We start from the raw sequence: 20,220 nt of genomic DNA, 5'->3' as shown, positions 1-20,220 counted from the left end.
TTTCACTAAAGCAAATATTAATTGTTACTGCTTTAAAAGATTGTTATACAAGCCACCAAAAGGTGGTAAGCAATTTATTTACTTAAGGGCAAAGCTATTCAAGCTCAGTAAAATAAGTAAAAACCCTATTTAGATAAATCAAGCCTTATGTCTGTGAGGGTTTTTATCAGTTAATGGAATAATCTCTCCATTTTTAATATCATAAGCCGCACCAAATCCTTTAACAAATCGTCCCTCTTGAAATTCTAATTTAATAAGATGAAAATCAAGCATTTTGCGGATAGTTTTCAAAGAAGCATTAAAAGCATTTTGTTCTTCAAAAACATCATAAACCCTATCAAATAACTCTCCCCTTTCTATAAAAACTACATTGGTTTTAAACCGCACTCTTTTGCGTAAAATAGCAGAATGTGCTTCTTTTTCATCTTCTAAAAACATAACTTCCACATTCTTAGGATTAGCATAAAGACTAGCATAATGTTCAGAAACTTCACTAATATAAATATAATAGTCCCCAAAAGCTTGAATAAGGGGTGCATAAGAACATACCACATTACCCTGTGGATGAAGAGAAGCTAAACAAACAGACTTAAAGCCCTGCATAAATTCCTGCATTTCTCTTTGAATAGATTCTATATCTAAGGATTTCTTAGCGCTTAAAACTAAAGCAATAATCACATCTTTAAGAGTTTCTGAAGTAGCTTTAGCAGGGAATGCCAGATATAATTCTTTATTATGATTATAGACTAAAGTAAGTCCATCATAATCGACTTTTAGAGCCTTTACATTAGTAACTTCTTTGACATTATCAAATTTCTTACATAAATCCATCAAATCCTCTTGATGATACTCATTTAAATGCTTTAAAACATATTCAAAACTCATAAATATCTCCAAAAATTAAATGCTTAAATAATAATAAACATTGCTTTAAAATATAATAAAATAATAATAATTATCATAGATTAAAAACTAATCCTTAAAATCTAAATGATAATCTTTTTCTGCACTCTTAAAAAAAAGTTCAAGATTTTCTTGGTAATGCGATAAAATTTCAGAACATTGCGGACAAAGTCTTAAAGGTTTATCATTGAAAAATTTTCTCTCAATCTTATGAGAATAAATGCCTAAAAAAAATCGCAAATCCATCTTAATAATGGCTAAAAAATCTTTATGATTAAAGTTTTTCTTGCTTTCATCACAAGAACACAGATGCACCAAAGGTTCTCCTTTGGTATGAAAAAGGTATTCTTGAATCTGTGCTTGGTAAAGCATAACTTTGCTAACCCCTGCATTAGGAAGCAAAAAATAAATGCCTCTATTCCCCACCTGCAAATCTGCAAAATTAGCCTTTATGCCCCCATCTTTTAGCATTTCTAAAAGTTTAGAGCTTAAATGAAAATTTTTTTGCTTATACAATTGCAACATTTTTTCAAAAAACAAATAAAGTCCTTATAAAGTGTTCTTTTGCTCTTCCTCACCAAAGGGGGGACCTTTTTGAATAATCTGTGTGAGAGTTGCTGCTTTTTGCGGATTCATCTTTGCTAAAATCTTACTCATTGTTTTCGTATCAAGCCCAAAAAGTATTGTTGCAGCTTCTTTTTCTGGTAAATTCTCTAAGATAGCCGCAGATTTTGAATCTTTCATTCCCGCATAAGTCTCATTGACTTTGCTTTCTGTCTCTGCTTTAATTTGCTTTAATAATTCCTCATTTTTTTTCACCATTCTTGCGATAAGGGCTTCTTTTTCTTCAAGTGCCTTCCTCTCACTTGCTATTCCCTCTTCCCGCTTTTTTAAACTCTCCTCTCTTTGGTTTAAGACATTTTGCGTTGCACTCTGCAAAGCCTGAAGTGCTTGTTGTTGTTCATCAATTTTTTCAATTTCTTTTAAAATCTCTGCCTTTCTTTGTTCAAAAATAATATTACAATTAACAATTTGGCGCTGATTATCCTCTGCAAACACTCTTAGAATAAATATAAAAATAATAAATTTTTTCATAGAATCTCCTTATTATTAGCATAAAGCATTACAGAAATTTCATCCATTTCTACATTTTCGCGTTTTTTTAACCTTTGTAATACCTTCTTAACTTCCAAACTATCAAGGTATTTTGCTTTTTCAAGCTCAATATTTTGCAATCTAAAAGCTTCTTGCAATTCTTGTTTTTTTTTCTTAAGCAGTGCTAATTCACCCATTTTATAATCAATACTCTGATAATATTCATTTTTATGATGCACAAAAGTTAAAAAAGCTTGATAAACTCCACTTGTTGGCTCTTTTAATGTTGCAAACTCCGCTATAAGGGTATCAATTTCCTCTTGTTTGCCCTTAATAGCTTGTGCGTTACGCTCAATCTCCTGCTCTATAACATCAATTTTTTGTTTTTGCAACAATACCAAAGGAGTAAATTTTGTTTTCATTAGCGTAATATCGTATCGTGTCTATCAGGACTTGTTGAAATCATAGCAATTTTCACACCCAAAAACTCTTCTAATGCAAAGATATAATTTTTAGCATTTTTAGGAAGCTTCTCAAAATCCCTAACTCCCGCCGTTTTATCCCAACCTTCAAAAGCCTTATAAAGAGGTTTTACTTCACTAATATCACTAGGATAAGCCTCTAAAACTTTGCCTTGTTTATCCCTATAACCCACACAGACTTTTACCTCCTTAAAACCATCTAATACATCAAGCTTCATCATAGCTAAAGTGCTTACTCCATTTAGCCTACAAGCATATTTTACCGCCATAGCATCCAGCCAACCACAACGTCTAGCTCTGCCTGTTGTTGTGCCAAATTCACCACCTTTTTGTTGCAATAACGCCCCTATCTCACCTTCTTCCTCTGTGGGGAATGGACCATTGCCAACTCTCGTGCAATAAGCCTTCATAACCCCAATAACCTCTCCTAATTCTCTAGGGGCAATTCCACTTCCACTACAAGCCCCAGCCGCTGTTGTAGTGGAGCTTGTTACAAAAGGATAAGTCCCGTGGTCAATATCTAGCATACTCCCTTGTGCGCCCTCACACAAGATTTTTTCACCCCTATCCATAGCTTCCCATAATAAATGCGTAGTATTCGCTAAAAAAGGCAATAAAGATTGAGCATAAAAGTCTAATTGGGATTGTAAAACTTCTTTTTTAGGAATCTCAATCCCAAAATTCTGCAAATCTCTTTGCGCTATTTGCTCTAAAATTTTCTGACAAAGGGAAGTCGTATTTACTAATTCTTCAATCCTAATTCCCCTCCTTGCAATTTTGTCTGTATAAGCTGGTCCTATGCCTTTACCTGTTGTCCCAATAGCTTTTTTTGCGTTTTTTTCGTGAAGTTTATCAAGAAAATTATGAAAAGGAAGGATCAAATGTGCTTTTTGGCTAATAAAAAATCTATTCTCTAAATCCTTAAACTGCCCCATCTCTTTAATTAAATCACTGGGGCTAATAACCACTCCATTACCAATAATATTTTTACATTTAGGATACAAAATACCAGATGGCATTAGGTGTAAGGCATATTTTTTGCCATCTACAACAATCGTATGTCCTGCATTATGCCCCCCTTGATAACGCACAACATAATCATAATTTTGTGCTAATAAATCTACTATTTTTCCTTTCCCTTCATCGCCCCATTGAATCCCAACTATTAAGTCTGCTTTTGTTTTCACAATTCTCCCTTAATTTAAATGTAGCATAATATGATCGGTATAAATCCCAAAACCACAAGCTCTCTGTCCTAAAATCTCATAATCTCCACCTAAAATAATGTTCTGATTATCAAGAAAAAAGCGAAAAAGCATTCCATTATAATAAGGTATAGCCGGACAATATAAAGGGGATATAATAGGTTTTTGCTCCTGCAAATTTCGTGCAACTTCTAATAAGATCTTTAACTCTTGCTCCAAAACTTTTGGCAAAGAAAAATTTGTAATATTTTTAAAAATACCTTCAATAGATGCTAAATCCTGCACTTCTAAAAGCCTTGCCATAAAAGGATGTGCATTTTCTATAACACTAATATCAATCTTTTCAAAAGCTACAAAAGGGATATTAAAGATTTGCGAACAAATTTGTGGAATCTTGACATTAGTAATTTGCAAAAAAGGCTGAATTTGCACTTGATTAAGAATTTCAAGGGACATTTGTATAAAAGAAGTAATATCGCAATTCTCTAAATTTTCAACACCAATTTGATAAAACTCTGTGGTAGGGTAAGTAAAAATAGGTTGAATATAAAACCATTTCCTACCAATATTTTGCTCTTTTAAATGGGGGGCTAACAATCGTATGGCATCAATGGTGGAATCATTACGCAAAACAATTTGTTGATTATACTGATTATTAGTTCTTACTACCTCTCTATTTTGTATATCTCTTTGGTGTTGCAAATAAGCAAAAGTTGGGGTTACAATCTCTTCATAGCCATTCTCATAAAGTATTTTACTCACGAGGTTTTCTAAATTCCTTTTTGCTCTTGCACTTTTACCAAAATACAATTTAGAACCTTGCGGTATTTCGTGGCTTAAAATCACAAATCATTCCTTAATGCTAAATGATTAGATTATACCACAAATTCCACATAAAAAGCCTTATATATTATGCCCCACAAAGAGCTTTAAAATCAAAAATTTCTATTTTAGAGCTTTAAAAGACTAGGCATTAAAATCAATATACAAACCCCATAAAATACCAAAATTGCATTAATGACCTATAAGGCATTTATCTATCTCTAAAATAGGCTATAAAAACTCCTTAATCCAACTTAGGAGTTTAGAAGGTTTTACTAAAAGCCTTCAAACCTGCAAGCTTGAACTTCCAATTAGCCTCTATCGCTCTTTTTAGCCAAAGAGCACTCTTGCCTTTAATATTCATTTTCCCAACATAGCCAATAGCATATTGTGAGCCAATAGAACAAATAGTGCCTTTTGGTTTATAAGAAAATTCTTCAGAAAAATTTTTACCTTGAAGCTTTTGCACTAATAACTTCGCTAAAAACTCACCTTGTTGCATAGCCATCTGTGCAGTTGGGGGGTAAAATCTTTGTGTCAAAGGATCTTTTAATGCCGCACAATCCCCAATAACAAAAACATTTTGCATCAATTCTTGATTAGCCTGATTAATAGGCTGGAGATAAGCATTTATTTCTACTTTACTCCTTTGAGTGGTGAAAAATGTAGAATCCTCCATCACTTGGTTACCTTTTACCCCTGCAGTCCAAATAATTAACGAAGCATCAATTTTTTCTTTTTGCCCATTTTTTTCAACAATAATGCCATCTTTTTCACATTCTAAGATTTTACAACCTAACTCAAAAGTAATATTTTTCTCTTCAAGATAAGTTTTAGCACTGCTAGATAGCTTAGGATTAAACATCGGTAAAATATTTGGCATAGCTTCAATACAAGTAATCTTTATTTTCTCTTGGTGAATATTAAGCTCTTTGCGTATTTGCACTAATTCATCTACAAAAGAGCCAATAAACTCTATCCCTGTAAATCCTGCTCCACAAACAGCGATTTTAAAGCTCTCCACATCACCTTTAACAGCATAATCTCTCAAAGCATTGACAATCTTTTGTTTTAACGCTAAAGCACCTTGATAATTCACAATAGAATCTGCATATTCTTTAATGCCTACTATTCCAAAATTATCACTTTGGAATCCTAAGCCAACAACCAAAATATTATACTCATAAGTATCATTTTCTGCTTGTATTAAATTTTGCTCAATCCTTATTACTTTATCTTGTATAAATTTTACATTTTTAGGTAAGATAGCATTTAAAGGCAAGGTAATTTCCTCCTCACAAACACCACTTGCAACCTCGTGCAAAAGAACACTAAAATAATGCAAAGGGGTATTAGAAATAAGCAAAAACTCATATTCATTTTCATTCCATACATTACTTGGGAGGCTCTTAAGAAGAGCCATATTAGCATAACCTGCACCAAGCAAGACTACTTTTTTCATTTAGCTTCCTTTTACCAATTAATTTTTACCGCAGGCTTTATTAAACCTTGAGGTTTGTTTTTCATCATATCTAAGGATTGTTGAATCTCTTCAAATTTACCCTCCAATGGATGTGTAATAATGGGTTTAACATCTAATTTCTTAGTTTGCAAAAGTCGCGCAAGCTTTTCCATTCTATATCTTCCACCAGGAGTTAAGCCACCCTTAATTGTCTTATGCCCCATACCCACATTCCACGCTAAACGAGGGATAGTGATATGCTCTCCACTACCCAAATAATTCACATTAGAAACAATCCCCCCATTAACTAAACATTCGCACGCATCACCAATAGTGCCAAGCCCACCTCCTGCAATGAGAACTTTATCCACACCTCTACCTTTGGTTAGCTCATTGATTTGCTCTTGAAAGGGTGCTTTTGTGAAGTTAATATAATGTGTAGCTCCATAATGCTTATTTGCTACTTCATACCTAAAATCCACACAATCTACCGCATAAATCTCACTTGCTCCCATCATATTTGCTCCAGCTGTTGCCATTAATCCAACTGGTCCTAACCCAACAACCGCTACCGTCTCTCCGGGTAAAATTTCTGCATTTTCCGCACAATGAAAACCTGTCGTAATCATATCACATAGCATCACCGCATCCACAGGATCTACACCCTCGGGTAAATGTGCGAGATTCCCATCCGCATCATTTACATGAAACTTTTCTGCAAATACCCCATCTTTAAAATTAGAAAACTTCCATCCTGACAAAGCTCCACCACTATGCTGTGCAAAACCTCTTTGGGCGTTTTCTGCATTCCAATTAGGCGTAATAGCGGGGACTACAACTTTATCCCCGACTTTAAAATCCCTAACAAATTCTCCTACTTCAATAACTTCCCCTACTGCTTCATGCCCTAAAAACATATTAGTTCTCTCACCTATCCCACCTTCATAACAAGTATGCAAATCTGATGTGCAAGGAGCTACCGCAATAGGACGAACAATAGCATCAAAAGGTCCCATTATAAGTTTTTTACCGGTAGTTACTTCCTCTAAATATTCTTTTTCAATGATTCCCACTGAACCAATTTTTAGCATTGCAAAACCTTTAATTCCCATAGTATGTCCTTAAGAAATAATATTTATCAAGCTAAACATTATAAAAATATAACATATAATTGATAACTTGATTAAATCTATTGTATTTTCATAAAACTAAAAACTAGTTTGATACTCCCAAGTAAATAGCTATTTTATTACAAATAGTAACAAAAAAGAACTCTCACATATCCCATACTTCCCAATATTGCTTAAAATACAAACTCAAAACTCTAATAATCTAAATATCCTTTAAAAAGCTTACTTTTACAATCTCATACCAACTAATATTTACCCAAAATAAAATTTAGGCTACAATTACAAAATTCACAAATACAATACTTAGCGAAAGGAAATTGCAATGTTTGAAATGGAAATTTCAATCTTGCTTTTATTGTTTAGTGTAGCACTCATAGGAGGTTTTATAGATTCTATTGCAGGAGGCGGAGGCAGCATTACACTTCCTACCCTCTTATTTGCTGGAGCTTCTCCCCTTGAAGCACTTGCTACTAACAAACTTCAAAGCTCTTTTGGCAGTTTTTCAGCTACAAGGCATTTTTACAAAAAAGGTTATTTTAGTTTAAAACAATGTTTGCCTTATGCTATTTTGGTATTTGTTTTTTCTGCTTTTGGAACCCTTAGCGTGCAATTTATTAATACAGATTTTCTCTCAAAATTTCTCCCTTTTTTAATTATGGTTTTTGGTCTTTATTTTCTATTCTTACCCAAAATCACCGAAGAACAAAGAGCAGCTAGATTCCACAAAGGCTTCTTTTTGCTATCTTTAGCGGGGATTGGCTTTTATGATGGATTTTTTGGACCAGGGACAGGCTCTTTTTTAATCTTAGCCCTTGTTGCACTTGCAGGATTTGGACTTACCCAATCTTTAGCACAAGCAAAACTTTATAACTTTTCTACTAATCTTGCTTCTTTAATCTTTTTTGCACTAGGTGGGAATATGCTTTGGGGGATTGGCTTTATTATGGCAATTGGACAAATTATTGGAGCAAATCTAGGTTCAAGGGCAGCCATTAAATATGGCATTAAACTCATTAAGCCCCTTATTGTAGTGATTTCTTTTACAATGGCATTGAAATTATTTTATGAGCAACTAGGCTAAGCTTAATCTTAAGAATCTCATTACATTTCAAATCTTGGTACGTGCTTGCAAAGCTCGGATGATAGAAAGCTGATCTATATTTTCTAAACTTACACCTGTTGGCACACCTTGAGCGATCTTAGTAAATTGTATCCCCAAATACGAGAGTTTATCCTCTAAATATAACATCAAGCTATCATTGCCAAGTGTCGGACTTAAGGCAAAAATCACTTCTTTAACCTTATCCCTAAGGATCTTGTTCTCTAAAGCTTTTAAATCAAGTTTTTCTAAAGAAGTAATAACAAAATATTTACCATTAAACTCTCCACTCTCCTCAAGTAAAAAAATATCTCTAGGATTAGCAACAATGCAAATCTCTCCATTATTCCTTATAGGGGTAGCACAAATCTCACAAATAGGCTTAGAGCTAATCCCCAAACATTCCTCACAAACACATAATTCACGCACACAAACTTCTATATTATGTGCTATTTGTAAGGCACTAAATTTATCTTCAAAAGCAAGAAAGTAGGCAAGTCTCGTAGCAGATTTTCTACCAATACTAGGGAGTTTTTCTAAAGATTCAATAAGCTTTACAAAGTTTTCAGGGAGTGCTTTCATACAAAAGAGTTTAGCCTAAAAACTTTTAATAACTAATAAAACTAATTTTCGTTACAATCCCAAATTTAATTTTATGCTACTTACATTTTTAGGAGTCCTCTTTGGAAGAATTTGATTATTATGAAATATTAGAAATATCCCGTAATGCCGATGGAAATGAAGTAAAAAAAGCTTATCGCAAAATGGCACTTAAATACCATCCTGATAGAAACCCTAATGATAAAGAAGCTGAAGAGAAGTTTAAAAAAATCAATGAAGCCTATCAAATCTTAAGTGATAAGGAAAAACGACAAATTTATGATACTTATGGCAAAAAAGGCTTAGAAAGTAGTGGCTTTGGGTTTTCTGATATGGAGGGAAGTATCTTTGATATTTTTAACTCTGTTTTTGGCGGAGGATTCAATACCCGCCCACAAAGACAAGATAAATATCCTCGCGATTTAGGAGTGGAACTTCAATTAAGCTTTAATGAAGCCATTTTTGGTTGCAAAAAGGAAATTGAAATCCTCTATAAAAAAGCTTGTAGCTCTTGTAAAGGAAGTGGGGCAAAGAATGGAAAAACCACAACCTGTAATGCTTGCAAAGGAAGTGGTAGGGAGACTTTCTCACAAGGCTTTATGACTTTTGCACAAACTTGCTCAAAATGTCGTGGAAGCGGAGAAATGATTGCTGAAAAATGTGAAAAATGCAATGGAAAAGGCTACCAAGAAGAGAGTGAAAAGTTTGAAGTGAATATCCCAGAGGGAGTGGATAGCCACAATCAAATTCGGGTGGCAAAACGCGGAAATATAATGCCAGATGGAAGCAGAGGTGATTTATACCTTGAAATTTCTGTAGAAGAAGATGAACATTTTATCCGCCATCACAATGATGTTTATTTGGAAGTTCCGATATTTTTTACACTTGTAATGTTAGGAGGGGTGATAAAAATTCCTGCTTTAACCAAAGAATTAGAGTTAAAAATTCCTATAGGGGTAAAAGACAAACAACAATTCATTTTTCACGGAGAAGGCATTAAAAGCGTAAATAGTGGTAGAAAAGGTAACTTTATAGTAGTTGTTAATATCACCTACCCTACAAAGATTGATGAAAAACAAAAAGAAATGCTCCAATCCTTACACCAATCATTTGGCTATAAAGAATCCACCCCCATTAACTGCTTAGAAGGATTAGTAGAAAAAGTTAAGAACTGGTTTAAATAACTAAGAAATTTTGCATACTGCATTCCTAATAAAGCCTCTATGCAAAATAAGCCTTTTAAAAATCTCTAGCAATAGAGGCAAACCCACAAAATACTAAAGATTAAACGCAAAATAACATACTTCAATAAAAGCAAAGGTTTATACCTCTAAAGCACACTAAGAGTCCCTAAAACAAAGCTCACAATAAACCCTACAATAAGAGTTACATATTGAATAAAACGATTTTTCTTAGAATTAAAAAGCGTTATGATAAGCCCAGAGAGATAAAGGATAGCTATGGCAATACCAAAACCAACCGCTAAAATATTAAAATACCACTCCCCCTTTGCCTTATGAAGAAGAATAATATCACCAATAAAAGAGCGTTTAAATACCATAATATCATAAGTCCCTTCTCCTAACTTTTTAATACCCGCAAAATAATGAACACTGCCTATACGCAAATACCCTTTTTTATCTAATTTTGGCTCACTCCCTCTTGGAAGGGCAATATCATTTGCCTTAAGATATTCTAACATCGCTTCAATCTCTCCTCCTTGTGGAATAGTAGCCTTGAGTGTATAAGTATGTTTTGACGCTCCACTATCTTCATCAACACCAAAAATATATAATGCCCCAGTTAGTGCATACATCAAAGCTACAGGCAAGAAAAATAAACTAAGATAAATATGTATATTACGAAACTGCTTGACCATTATAAATCCCTTTTATCTTAAGCTTAAAAGACAAATCATAACACTAAAATCCCTAATTTTTGTTAAAATATAAAATCTTTAATTTCAATATTAAGAGCTAAAATAAGGAAAATAATGGATTTAAAGCCCAATATTGTAATCTTAAGCACAGGAGGGACTATTACAGGTGAGGCAATAGATATGCTCTCTACCAAAGATTATGTAATAGGCAAAATAAGTATTCAACGCTTATTGCAATCTACCCCAAGCTTTCAAAGCATTGCTAATATTACTTTAGAAGAAATAGCCAATATTGATAGTGCGGATATGAGTAATGCAATATGGTTGAATCTAGCCCATAAAACCGATAATCTTTTAAAGGATTCTAACATCGATGGCATCGTTATTACTCACGGAAGCGATACTTTAGAAGAAAGTGCTTATTTCTTGCATTTAGTACTTAAAAGCCACAAACCCGTTGTATTCACAGCAGCGATAAGACCCTTTAGTGCCATAGGGAGTGATGCGATTAAAAATCTTTATAATGCAATTTCTCTAGCAGGGCATAAAGAATCCTCGCATAAAGGTGTAATGGTAGTTATGAATGATAAAATCTATAGTGCAAGGGAAGTAAGCAAAACCCATACGCTAAACCTTGAAGCCTTTAATGCACCCAATTCTGGAGCAATGGGGTATATCATAGATGGGGAGATATTTTTTCACACTATGCCACTAAAACCCCATACCCAAGATACCCCCTTTAATATCCAAGATTTAGACATATTACCAAAAGTTGATATTGTCTATTCATATTGCAATGATGGCTCCAAAGTTGCCATAGAAGCCTTTGTAAAAGTAGGTTCTGAAGGTTTAATCATCGCAGGAAGCGGTGCGGGAAGTATCCATAAAACCCCAAAGGACTACTTAAGGGGGCTTTTGAAAAAACAAGCAATAATAGTCGTTAAAAGTTCCCGAGTTGGAGCTGGATTAGTGCCATTAACACAAAAAGAGCTAAGAGAGGGATTTATAAGTGCCAATAATCTAAACCCCCAAAAAGCAAGGGTACTTTTAATGCTTGCTTTAAGCAAAACTAAAGCGATTAAGACTATTAGAGAGTATTTTAAAAAATATTAATAGAGATACTCTCCAAAAATTATCGTAGTAGTTGAGAAATTTATTTATAAACTAAGGATTCCTATAAAAGCTAAGGTTTTAAAACCAAATAGACAATTAGGAAAGATTTGTTTATCAAATCTAGATCTCCTATTCTTGTTTGTGCGATTTTAAAGTCTTAGCTTTTACTAAGGGTAATTGTTTTTATGAGTATTAGGAAAAAGAGTTAATTAAGGTTTAAGTTAAGGCATAGTTAGCACCCTTAACACAAACTTATTTACAAGATTCCACTAAAAACCCTAATCCCCATTTAATCAAGTTTTAATGAAATTTTCCTACAATTAGGGCTTAATTCTAATAATAGATCGGATTGGGATTTTAATGACTGAATTTATTTATCTTTTAAAAGAAGGGATTTTTACAGATTCCAAACTCCCCTCTCCCTTTATGGATATTTTAGAAACTCTCAAACAATTTGATGCCCTTACAACCAAAAAGCAACGATATATCCTAAAAAAATCCTATTGTATCGGAAAAATAGAGCTTACCAAAGAAGGATATGGCTTCATCACCCCCTTACCCAAAATCCATAACCAACCCGATTGGCTCATCGAAAAAAAGCTTTTAAAAAACGCTAACAAGGGGGATATAGCACTAGCACAAATCCTTACAAAAAAATCCCATAAAAAGACTAAAGCAAAGGTCTTAACTATTTTAGAGAGCAAAGAACAAAATGTCATTGCCTATTTAGAAAAATACCAGCTTAATTGCATAGCCATCTCAATCCCCAATGAAATATCCTATAAAATCAAAGCTCCCCAAAAATCCCTCAAAACACTTCCAAAAGGCACACTTTTAAAGCTCAATCCCAAAAATGGAGAAATTTTAGAAATTTTAGGGACCTTAGATGACCCCAATATTGATGAAATACTCTCTTTAAACCTTTACCAAAGGCAAGAATCTTTCTCCCTCCAAGCAGAGATACAGGCACAAAATACCAAAGAAGTAAAAATCAAAGACTTTAAAGAAAGGATCAATCTTACACACCTACCCTTTTGCACCATAGACCCAAAAAACGCAAAAGACCACGATGATGCGATTTTTTATGATTCCACCTCTTCTTTGCTTTATATAGCTATTGCTGATGTTAGCCATTATGTTACCCCTAATTCCCCCTTAGATATAGAAGCTAAAAACCGCTCTTTTAGCATTTATTTTCCTCATAAATCCATCCCTATGCTCCCCCCTGCCTTAAGTGAAAATCTTTGCTCTTTACGAGAGGGCAAAGTCCGTTTAGCTATGACTTTTAAGATGAGATTACATAAACGCACTAAAGCCATTTTGCATACAGAACTTTTACACGCACTCATTAAGGTTAAACAAAAGCTAAACTATGAGGAAGTCGATGAGTTTTTACAAACTAAGCAAAGCTCTGTTATAAAACACCCCTTGAAACCTATGCTATTAGAACTTAATGCTCTAGCACAAACTTTACGCAAAAAACGTTTGCAAATTGGTTTTGACTTTTTAGGGGATTCTTTAGAATTAGAATTAGACAAAAACACCGAATTAAAATCTGCATCTTTAAAATTTCAAACACTCTCTCACCAACTCGTTGAAGAATGTATGCTCCTAGCCAATATTCAAAGTGCAAAAATGCTTCAACAAAAAGCCTCTAATAAAGATTCTACGCTTGGAATCTACCGAATCCACCCAAAACCAAAACCCCAAAACATTAAGGCTTTATTTTTAGAATTAAAAATGCTTGGGCTTTGGAAACATAATGCGGCACCAAAAACTATAGAATCCTTTCACAAAGCCATCTTAGAAGTGCAAAAACTCTCCAAAAAGGCAAAATTAGCCATAGAAGCTGATAAACTTGTCATAAAATCTATGGAGCAAGCTAGCTATACAAGCCATAATATAGGACATTTTGGGCTTGGTTTTGATGCTTATAGCCATTTTACTTCACCAATCCGCCGCTATAGTGATTTACTCCTCCATAGAATCTTAAAAGAAAAAATCACACTCACACAAATGCCCAATTCCAAGGAATCCTTGCCCATTCTTTGTGAAGATTTAAGTCAAAAAGAAAGGGAGGTAACTAAAATAGAACAAGATTTTCAAGATAGAAAATTTGCGCGCTACCTCTTTAAACATATAGGGCAAAGCTATGAGGGAATTATCCATAGCCAAAACAACCAAAACCCCATTGTAGCCCTAAGTAGCTATCCGCTAATAGGTGCTAGAGTAATCTCACTAAAGAGTTGCGGAACAAAATACCAAAGAGTAAGGATTCAAATCTTAGAGGTTAATTTAGCCACTGCAAAAATTTATGGAAAAATCATAGAATATTTCAATGAAGATAATAAACAATTACTCAATTATTTTTCCCAAAAAACACAAAAGAAACCTAGTAAATTGAAGGCAAAACAAAAAGCCAAGCAATTCATAAAAAATATCAAAACACGCAAAAGAAAGTAAATGTATCAAAAAGAACTTGAAGTAAAACTTGCTAAAAACACGCTTATAAGAGCTATTTTACTTTATGGTGAAGATTCTTTTCTTATAGAATATTATGGAGAGAAAATCACACAAAAGCTTTTAGAACAAGGTTGTGAAAAAAATAGTTTTTATTTTAATGATTTTGACTATGAATCTGTCCTCTCTTGTCTCTCTCAAGGCTCTCTTTTTGGAGATTCCTCACTTGTATGGATTAAAATAGATAAAAAAATCCCCAAAAAACAGCTAGACTCCCTTTTATCAACCCTACAAAAAACCCAAAGTGGACATTTAATCTTAGAATTTTATCAAGCAGACAACAAAACCTCCGCACAATATGCACAAGACTGCAAGGCAATGATTCAAAGCTTTAAAGGGCAGGATTTTTTTGAAGTGCGTTTTTTCAAACCAAATTTAAAAGAAAGCCTCAATATTTTGCGGGAATATGCTACAAAATTTGAACTTAGAATTTCAGATTTTCTTTTAAAAAAGATTTTAGAGCAACAAAATTTTAATTTAGGTTTAACCCTCGCAGAATTAAAAAAATATAGCATTTTTGATGAAGAGATTAATACACAAATTGTGGATTCCTTAGGTTATGGATTAGGAAGTATTACATATGAAGAAATTTTAGAATTATTGCTTACAAAAAAACCCTATTATCACCATTTAGAGCAATTTTTAGAGCAAGGTTTTGAAGAAGTTTCACTCATTAATGAGATCCAAAGATATTTTTTCACCCTTTTTTTATTTGCTACCCATATTAAGCTCTATGGGAATCTAAGCTCTGAAGAAGTCTTAGGCTATAAACTCCCCCAAGCCCTTTTAGAAAAGAAAAAGAATCTCGCTATCCGCCTTAATCAATCCCAATACCAAAACATATTTTATCATCTCAATAAATGGCGTGAAGAATCCATTAAAGGCATAACTAAAGGCAATGGATTTTTAAAGGTTTTAATGAAAATTGAAGCAATTTTAAAATAGAATAGAGGCTTATTTATTCCTTGCTCCTTTATTTAGAAAGGGGCAGAATCCAAAAGGAGTTTTATGCGTTTTTATGAGACTATGTTTGTGGTAAAACCCACTTTAACACAAGAAGAAATCACAACAAAAATTGATTTTTACAAAACAGCGATTGTAAATAATGGTGGTGAGATTAGTGCAACTTTAGATATGGGTATGCGAAATCTTGCTTATGAGATTAAAAAAAATAAACGTGGCTATTACTTCGTGATTTACTTTAAAGCTGAACCCAAATTAGTTTTAGAGTTAGAACGTCTTTATCGTATTAATGAAGATATTTTACGCTTTATTGTTATCAAATATGATAGCAAAAAAGAACAAAAAGCGTGGGAAGTTCTTGTTGATAGAGCCATTCACAACAAAAAACCTATCGCCTTAAAAGAAAGTAAAGATAAAGAACCTAGAGAAGAAAAAATTGAGGATGACAAAGAACAATCCCCTACAATAGAAGTTTAAAGAGCTATAAGGATTATTATGTTTAATAAAGTCATTTTAGTAGGAAATTTAACCCGTGATATTGAGTTAAGATATTTACCAAATGGTTCGGCATTAGCTAAATTAGGATTAGCGACAAATCGCCGTTACAAAAAACAAGATGGCACACAGGCCGAGGAAACTTGTTTTATTGATGTAAATCTCTTTGGTAGAACCGCTGAAGTGGCAAATCAATATTTAAAAAGAGGCTCTCAAGTGCTTATAGAGGGTCGCTTGGTGCTAGAGAGCTGGATGGATAGTAATGGGCAAAAGAAAAGTCGGCATAGCATTACAGCAGAAAGTATGCAAATGCTAGGAAGACCCCAAAATTCTAATGAGACCTATGGAAACAACCAAGAAGATAACTACTCATCAGAATATACAGCACCAAATAGCCCTAATTACGCACAACAAAAACCTCAAAATACAACAAAAGAACAAGAAATACCCGTCATAGATATTAATGATGAGGAAATACCATTTTAAAAGGATACAATATGGCAGAAAAGAAAAGATATTCTAAAAGATATTGCAGATATACAGAGGCAAAAATTGATTTTATTGACTATAAAGATATTGATATGTTAAAACATTCTTTATCCGAACGTTATAAAATTATGCCTCGCCGCTTGACAGGAAACTCAAAAAAATGGCAAGAACGTGTAGAAGTCGCCATTAAACGTGCAAGACAAATGGCACTCATACCTTATATTGTAGATAGAAAGAAGGTTGTAGAAAACCCTTTTAAAATCTAACTAGTGATTATCCCTTAAAGGGATAATGTTTTATAAGGCTTTGATTCAAAGCCTTATAAAACATTATCATAATTTTGAACTTTTATAGGGGATTTTATGTCTTTAGCAGTAATGAGTATTTCTACTCTTGTCTTTACCTTTTTAATCATTACCTCTAACTACCTTGTGCAATTCCCGATTAATGATTTTCTTACCTATGGTGCTATTACCTACCCTTTCACTTTTTTATTATCAGATATATTAGCAGAACGTTATAACAAAACAAAAGTCTTAAAAATAGTGCGAATTGGAATATTACTTGCTTTCATCCCCTCTTTATTCCTAGCAGAATTTAGGATTGCCATTGCTAGTGTGATTGCCTTTTTCTTCTCCCAACAAATGGATGTTTATATTTTTTATTGGATAAAATCCAAACTCCCTAAAATATGGTGGCTTAGAAGTGCTGGAAGCACCGCTTTTTCCCAACTTATTGATACGATGATTTTTTTTCATATTGCGTTTTTATTTGTTATGCCTTGGAGTAATGTTTTAATGCTAATAATCGGAGATTATGCAATAAAATTCTTTTTTGCTTTCTCTAATACTCCCCTCTTTTATCTTTTTGGGATACGAATGCAGAAGTTTTTAGGGATTGTGCGTTAAATGCAAAAACGAAAAATCGTTTTCTTTGATAGGGATGGGGTTGTAAATTTAGAAGATTCCCCTTATGGCTATAAAATCGAAGAATTTTATTTCGCTCCCTACTTTATGGAGCTTTTTTTAAAACTTAAAGAACAAAATAGCTTATGCTTTCTAATAACCAACCAATCTGGAATTAACCGCAAAATTTTCACGCAAGAAGATTTTTACCATCTAAACGCCTATATGCAAAACTGCATTACTTCTTGCCTAATGATGCCATTACGCAAAAAGGGATTTATACCTCAAAACATAGCCTTTGATAGAATCTATTTCTGCCCCCATACACCTGATGAAATGTGCGAATGCAGAAAGCCAAAAAGCGGAATGCTCTTACAAGCACTTAGAGATTTTAACCTCTCTTTAAAAGATTATCAAACTTATATCATTGGAGATAAAGATACCGATATGATTGCGGGATTAAATGTAGGAATAGAGCGTAGAATCCACATAGGAGATGATTATTCCCCTAATGCAACGCATCATATTCATTCCCTAAAAGAAGCATTAAGTTTATTTGAGGAGACATAAACCACACAGCCCAATCCGCTCACTAAGATTCAATAAAATTTTAAGGGGTAGTTTTATTTCAAAGTGCAAATTTTAAAAGCGAAGTGCTTTAAAGTGCGATAAAATAGAAGTTTGTTCTTTAAATTACTTCGATTTAAAATGGAAAATTAAGTTTAGAATTTTTCACAAAATGGCTATTTTTTCACAAAACATCACAAAATCAATCACAAAACACCCTTAAAAAAGTGGCTTAAACCTCGTATTAAACGCTATTAAAAACACTCACAAAAATCATCACAAAATTAAATTATTGACCTTAACACCTTACCTCTAATTAAACACAATTCTTGACTCTCACTCAGAGAAACTTCATAACTTTTATAATCTTTATTTGTGCTTATAATTTCTAAAATATTTGTTATAGGATTAAGCTGTAAAAGCTTTACCATTAGTTGATTTGCGTAGTTTATGATATATAATCCATCACCTTTAAACTCGTTGCCCTCCTCGAAAATTACCCAGCTATCAGGGAATAGTAATGGTATCATAGAGTAGCCATCTACTCTTATAGCTTTGATATTGTGTGAAGGAATGGCTTTAAAAAAGGCTTTATCAATGGCTAGTGTTTGTCCGCTCTCATAACATTCTAGTCCCTCTAATTCGTTACCACCACCAGCAGAAGCGGTAATATTAAGCTTAGGAATAAAATAAAAATCGTCTTGGTTTAAGGTTTGGGAGGAATTTTTGGGTTGAGAGACAGATTTTTCTTGATTGGGAGACACTTGAGAGACAAAATAATCACTATCAACTTTAAGTGCAATAGCAAGTTTTTGCAATGTGTTGTTTGTGGGATTTGTATTGACTTGTGTCTCAAGTTTTTTTATATTTTGTATAGATATTCCGCTATTTTTTGCTAATTCTCCTTGTGTGATACCAAGCACATTTCTCGCAGTCCTTATTTTTTCTCTTAAATCCATAAATAAACCTTGACAAGTCTATTAAAATAGACTATAATTTCATTACTTTTAAAGAATTTTATCATAAAAAGATAAAAAACTTAAAAGTGGTAGGGGGGTGGGTTTGCAATCTTTTAAAAGGATTTAAAATGCTACATTTAGATTCAAAAAGGTTGTGAAGTGGCTAAGGCTTAGAATCTCCATCAAAATAGAGATTAAAGCTTAAGTCTTTTTACATCTTTTCCACTCCATTTGTGGAGTGGTTAAGTGTGATTATAACATAAAAGTAAAGGTATAGCTATGAAAGATAAGAAAATGCGTAAAAAATCTACTTGTCTCACTAAGCAAATGGTTAAAAAGGGGTTTAAGCTACGCACTTGGGCTAAAGCTAAAGGTCTTAGTGATTCTGATTATAGCGTGTTATGTGATTTATCCAAAGGCATTACAAAAGGTAAATGGGGCAGAGCCAAAGAACTTAAAGAAATGCTAGAAAAAGAGGGATTTAAGGTTGCGTAAATGGAAAAAAAGAATGAAAAAAGAATAGCTGGTTTTGTCGTGATTTATGCAGATAGTGATACAGAAGATTATGTTAGGTTTTTTGATAGCTTACAAGAGGCTAATGCGTTTGCCGATGAAATCATTCAGGAAGGTTATATAACCGCTAAAGTATTCAGGGAAGTGATGTAATGGGACAATGGATAAGCAGTAAAGAGTTTGCGGAATCCTTTAATATTAATAAAAAGAGCCTAGAAAAAGCTTGTTTTAGAGCCAATCAGAGTGGCAAAAAAATTTCTTCTATTAGGTCTATTATAATAAACTTTACTTACACTAATGGTATCGGTGGCAACGCAGGCAAAATCCTCCAAATTTGGAACACCCCCTTATCCCAAAAGCAAGTGGAAGCCATAGAAAAAGGCTATCCTATAAAGTATGTGCTAGAGGAAATGGGTGAGGTGGTGGAATCTGCTAACACAGAAAAGCATATATGTAGTGAAAACTCAAGTAAAGATGCAGTGGAAAGCAGAGATAAAACAACACAACCTAATGTTATGGAATCTAAGGATTCTAAAGCATTGGCTTGTAAAGAAAATAAAATGGAAGAAAAAGGAGCTAACAATGAAAAAGCTCTCAAAGAAAATTCAAGAGAAGCTCTACACACTAGAGGGAATGCTAATGCTAGTGAGTGTAATAGTAGGGCTATTGTCAGCAGCAATTCCTCTCTTTATCGGAATAATTTACCTAATGGTGGAGTAGTGGAATCTGCAAGGGTAGATGAGAGTATGGAAAGCTTTAAGCAAAGCCCTCGCAATGACGAAGTGGCAAAGCGTAATGTATGCGAGAGTATGGATTGCTTCACTAACGCTCTCAATGACGAAGTGGTGGGACGCAATGACAAAGCAGAAAAGCACAATGATGCAACCGCTTGGCATAACCTCACCCCTAACCAAAAAGCCCAAGCTAAACAAAGAGAGAGAATCTTACAAGACTATGAGAGTGCAAAACTTAGCGGGATAGCGGTGAAGCATTTTATAGAGCTTAAAAATAGGGAGGAT

At 33.6% G+C, this 20,220-nt stretch carries 24 protein-coding genes; 13 read left to right on the top strand and 11 right to left on the bottom strand.

What is annotated here, in order from left to right; genetic code table 11:
* Positions 1–138 precede the first annotated feature (138 nt).
* The 8 genes from LS72_RS06545 to LS72_RS06510 all read right to left on the bottom strand — a co-directional run bounded on the left by LS72_RS06545 (position 139) and on the right by LS72_RS06510 (position 7,081).
* Complete coding sequence (locus LS72_RS06545) at positions 139–885, bottom strand: HugZ family heme oxygenase (RefSeq protein WP_034554161.1); 747 nt, start codon at positions 883–885, stop codon at positions 139–141.
* 87 nt (positions 886–972) lie between these two features.
* Positions 973–1,443, bottom strand: coding sequence for a hypothetical protein (locus LS72_RS06540; protein WP_052087305.1), 471 nt, complete (start codon positions 1,441–1,443; stop codon positions 973–975).
* A gap of 9 nt (positions 1,444–1,452) precedes the next feature.
* A complete protein-coding gene (locus LS72_RS06535) occupies positions 1,453–1,998 on the bottom strand; it encodes a MotE family protein (RefSeq protein ID WP_034554159.1) in 546 nt (181 codons plus the stop codon).
* On the bottom strand, positions 1,995–2,420 hold the full coding sequence (locus LS72_RS06530; RefSeq protein WP_034554158.1) for a flagellar export protein FliJ: 426 nt from the start codon (positions 2,418–2,420) through the stop codon (positions 1,995–1,997). Before LS72_RS06530 ends, LS72_RS06535 begins: the two co-directional genes overlap by 4 nt.
* Positions 2,420–3,667, bottom strand: coding sequence for an adenylosuccinate synthase (locus LS72_RS06525; protein WP_138155198.1), 1,248 nt, complete (start codon positions 3,665–3,667; stop codon positions 2,420–2,422). Before LS72_RS06525 ends, LS72_RS06530 begins: the two co-directional genes overlap by 1 nt.
* Before the next feature lie 9 nt (positions 3,668–3,676).
* The gene (locus LS72_RS06520; protein ID WP_034553742.1) at positions 3,677–4,531 is read right to left on the bottom strand and encodes an ATP phosphoribosyltransferase regulatory subunit; all 855 of its coding nucleotides are present in this window, start codon (positions 4,529–4,531) and stop codon (positions 3,677–3,679) included.
* Positions 4,532–4,769: 238 nt separating this feature from the next.
* A complete protein-coding gene (locus tag LS72_RS06515; protein ID WP_034553744.1) occupies positions 4,770–5,969 on the bottom strand; it encodes an NAD(P)/FAD-dependent oxidoreductase in 1,200 nt (399 codons plus the stop codon).
* A gap of 11 nt (positions 5,970–5,980) precedes the next feature.
* Positions 5,981–7,081 (bottom strand): NAD(P)-dependent alcohol dehydrogenase, encoded by a 1,101-nt coding sequence (locus tag LS72_RS06510; RefSeq protein ID WP_084590145.1) that lies wholly within the window; start codon positions 7,079–7,081, stop codon positions 5,981–5,983.
* 340 nt (positions 7,082–7,421) lie between these two features.
* On the opposite strand from LS72_RS06510, the gene LS72_RS06505 reads away from it, so the two are divergent.
* Positions 7,422–8,180: a TSUP family transporter gene (locus LS72_RS06505; protein WP_034553746.1), complete on the top strand. Its 759-nt coding sequence runs from the start codon at positions 7,422–7,424 to the stop codon at positions 8,178–8,180.
* Positions 8,181–8,207: 27 nt separating this feature from the next.
* Here the strand turns inward: LS72_RS06505 and recR are convergent, their stop codons facing one another.
* Positions 8,208–8,780, bottom strand: a complete 573-nt coding sequence (gene recR, locus LS72_RS06500; protein ID WP_034553747.1) for a recombination mediator RecR — start codon at positions 8,778–8,780, stop codon at positions 8,208–8,210.
* Positions 8,781–8,881: 101 nt separating this feature from the next.
* Here recR and dnaJ point away from each other — a divergent pair, with 101 nt between their 5' ends.
* Positions 8,882–9,982, top strand: coding sequence for a molecular chaperone DnaJ (gene dnaJ / locus LS72_RS06495; protein WP_034553750.1), 1,101 nt, complete (start codon positions 8,882–8,884; stop codon positions 9,980–9,982).
* Between the two features lie 146 nt (positions 9,983–10,128).
* On the opposite strand, the gene LS72_RS06490 is transcribed toward dnaJ, so the two are convergent.
* On the bottom strand, positions 10,129–10,677 hold the full coding sequence (locus tag LS72_RS06490; RefSeq protein ID WP_034553752.1) for a membrane protein: 549 nt from the start codon (positions 10,675–10,677) through the stop codon (positions 10,129–10,131).
* A 111-nt stretch (positions 10,678–10,788) separates the two neighbouring features.
* On the opposite strand from LS72_RS06490, the gene LS72_RS06485 reads away from it, so the two are divergent.
* The 8 genes from LS72_RS06485 to LS72_RS06450 all read left to right on the top strand — a co-directional run bounded on the left by LS72_RS06485 (position 10,789) and on the right by LS72_RS06450 (position 17,732).
* Positions 10,789–11,790, top strand: a complete 1,002-nt coding sequence (locus LS72_RS06485) for an asparaginase (RefSeq protein WP_414458065.1) — start codon at positions 10,789–10,791, stop codon at positions 11,788–11,790.
* 360 nt (positions 11,791–12,150) lie between these two features.
* Entirely contained in the window at positions 12,151–14,253 is a 2,103-nt protein-coding gene (locus tag LS72_RS06480; RefSeq protein ID WP_034553755.1) for an RNB domain-containing ribonuclease, read from the top strand.
* Positions 14,254–15,255 carry a DNA polymerase III subunit delta gene (locus LS72_RS06475; protein ID WP_034553756.1) on the top strand — a complete coding sequence of 334 codons (1,002 nt, stop codon included), beginning with the start codon at positions 14,254–14,256 and terminating at the stop codon, positions 15,253–15,255.
* A 63-nt stretch (positions 15,256–15,318) separates the two neighbouring features.
* Complete coding sequence (gene rpsF / locus LS72_RS06470; protein ID WP_034553759.1) at positions 15,319–15,750, top strand: 30S ribosomal protein S6; 432 nt, start codon at positions 15,319–15,321, stop codon at positions 15,748–15,750.
* A gap of 18 nt (positions 15,751–15,768) precedes the next feature.
* Entirely contained in the window at positions 15,769–16,254 is a 486-nt protein-coding gene (locus LS72_RS06465) for a single-stranded DNA-binding protein (protein ID WP_034553760.1), read from the top strand.
* 11 nt (positions 16,255–16,265) lie between these two features.
* The gene (gene rpsR, locus LS72_RS06460; protein WP_034553761.1) at positions 16,266–16,523 is read left to right on the top strand and encodes a 30S ribosomal protein S18; all 258 of its coding nucleotides are present in this window, start codon (positions 16,266–16,268) and stop codon (positions 16,521–16,523) included.
* A gap of 96 nt (positions 16,524–16,619) precedes the next feature.
* A complete protein-coding gene (locus LS72_RS06455) occupies positions 16,620–17,165 on the top strand; it encodes a queuosine precursor transporter (protein WP_034553762.1) in 546 nt (181 codons plus the stop codon).
* Positions 17,166–17,732 (top strand): D-glycero-alpha-D-manno-heptose-1,7-bisphosphate 7-phosphatase, encoded by a 567-nt coding sequence (locus tag LS72_RS06450; protein WP_034553765.1) that lies wholly within the window; start codon positions 17,166–17,168, stop codon positions 17,730–17,732.
* Positions 17,733–18,013: 281 nt separating this feature from the next.
* Here LS72_RS06450 and LS72_RS06445 read toward each other — a convergent pair whose 3' ends face one another.
* Positions 18,014–18,688: an XRE family transcriptional regulator gene (locus LS72_RS06445; protein WP_052087413.1), complete on the bottom strand. Its 675-nt coding sequence runs from the start codon at positions 18,686–18,688 to the stop codon at positions 18,014–18,016.
* A 279-nt stretch (positions 18,689–18,967) separates the two neighbouring features.
* On the opposite strand from LS72_RS06445, the gene LS72_RS06440 reads away from it, so the two are divergent.
* From LS72_RS06440 to LS72_RS06435, 3 genes are all read left to right on the top strand, one after another.
* Entirely contained in the window at positions 18,968–19,183 is a 216-nt protein-coding gene (locus LS72_RS06440; RefSeq protein ID WP_238700743.1) for a hypothetical protein, read from the top strand.
* Positions 19,184–19,354, top strand: a complete 171-nt coding sequence (locus tag LS72_RS10850; protein ID WP_194145568.1) for a hypothetical protein — start codon at positions 19,184–19,186, stop codon at positions 19,352–19,354.
* Positions 19,354–20,220, top strand: an 867-nt coding sequence (locus LS72_RS06435) for a hypothetical protein (protein ID WP_138155196.1), incomplete at its 3' end; no start/stop codon positions are given. The genes LS72_RS10850 and LS72_RS06435, both read left to right, overlap by 1 nt.

The sequence above is a fragment of the Helicobacter apodemus genome, from assembly GCF_000765745.2.
Taxonomy (GTDB): domain Bacteria; phylum Campylobacterota; class Campylobacteria; order Campylobacterales; family Helicobacteraceae; genus Helicobacter_D; species Helicobacter_D apodemus.
This window is presented reverse-complemented; position numbering and strand designations above follow the sequence as displayed.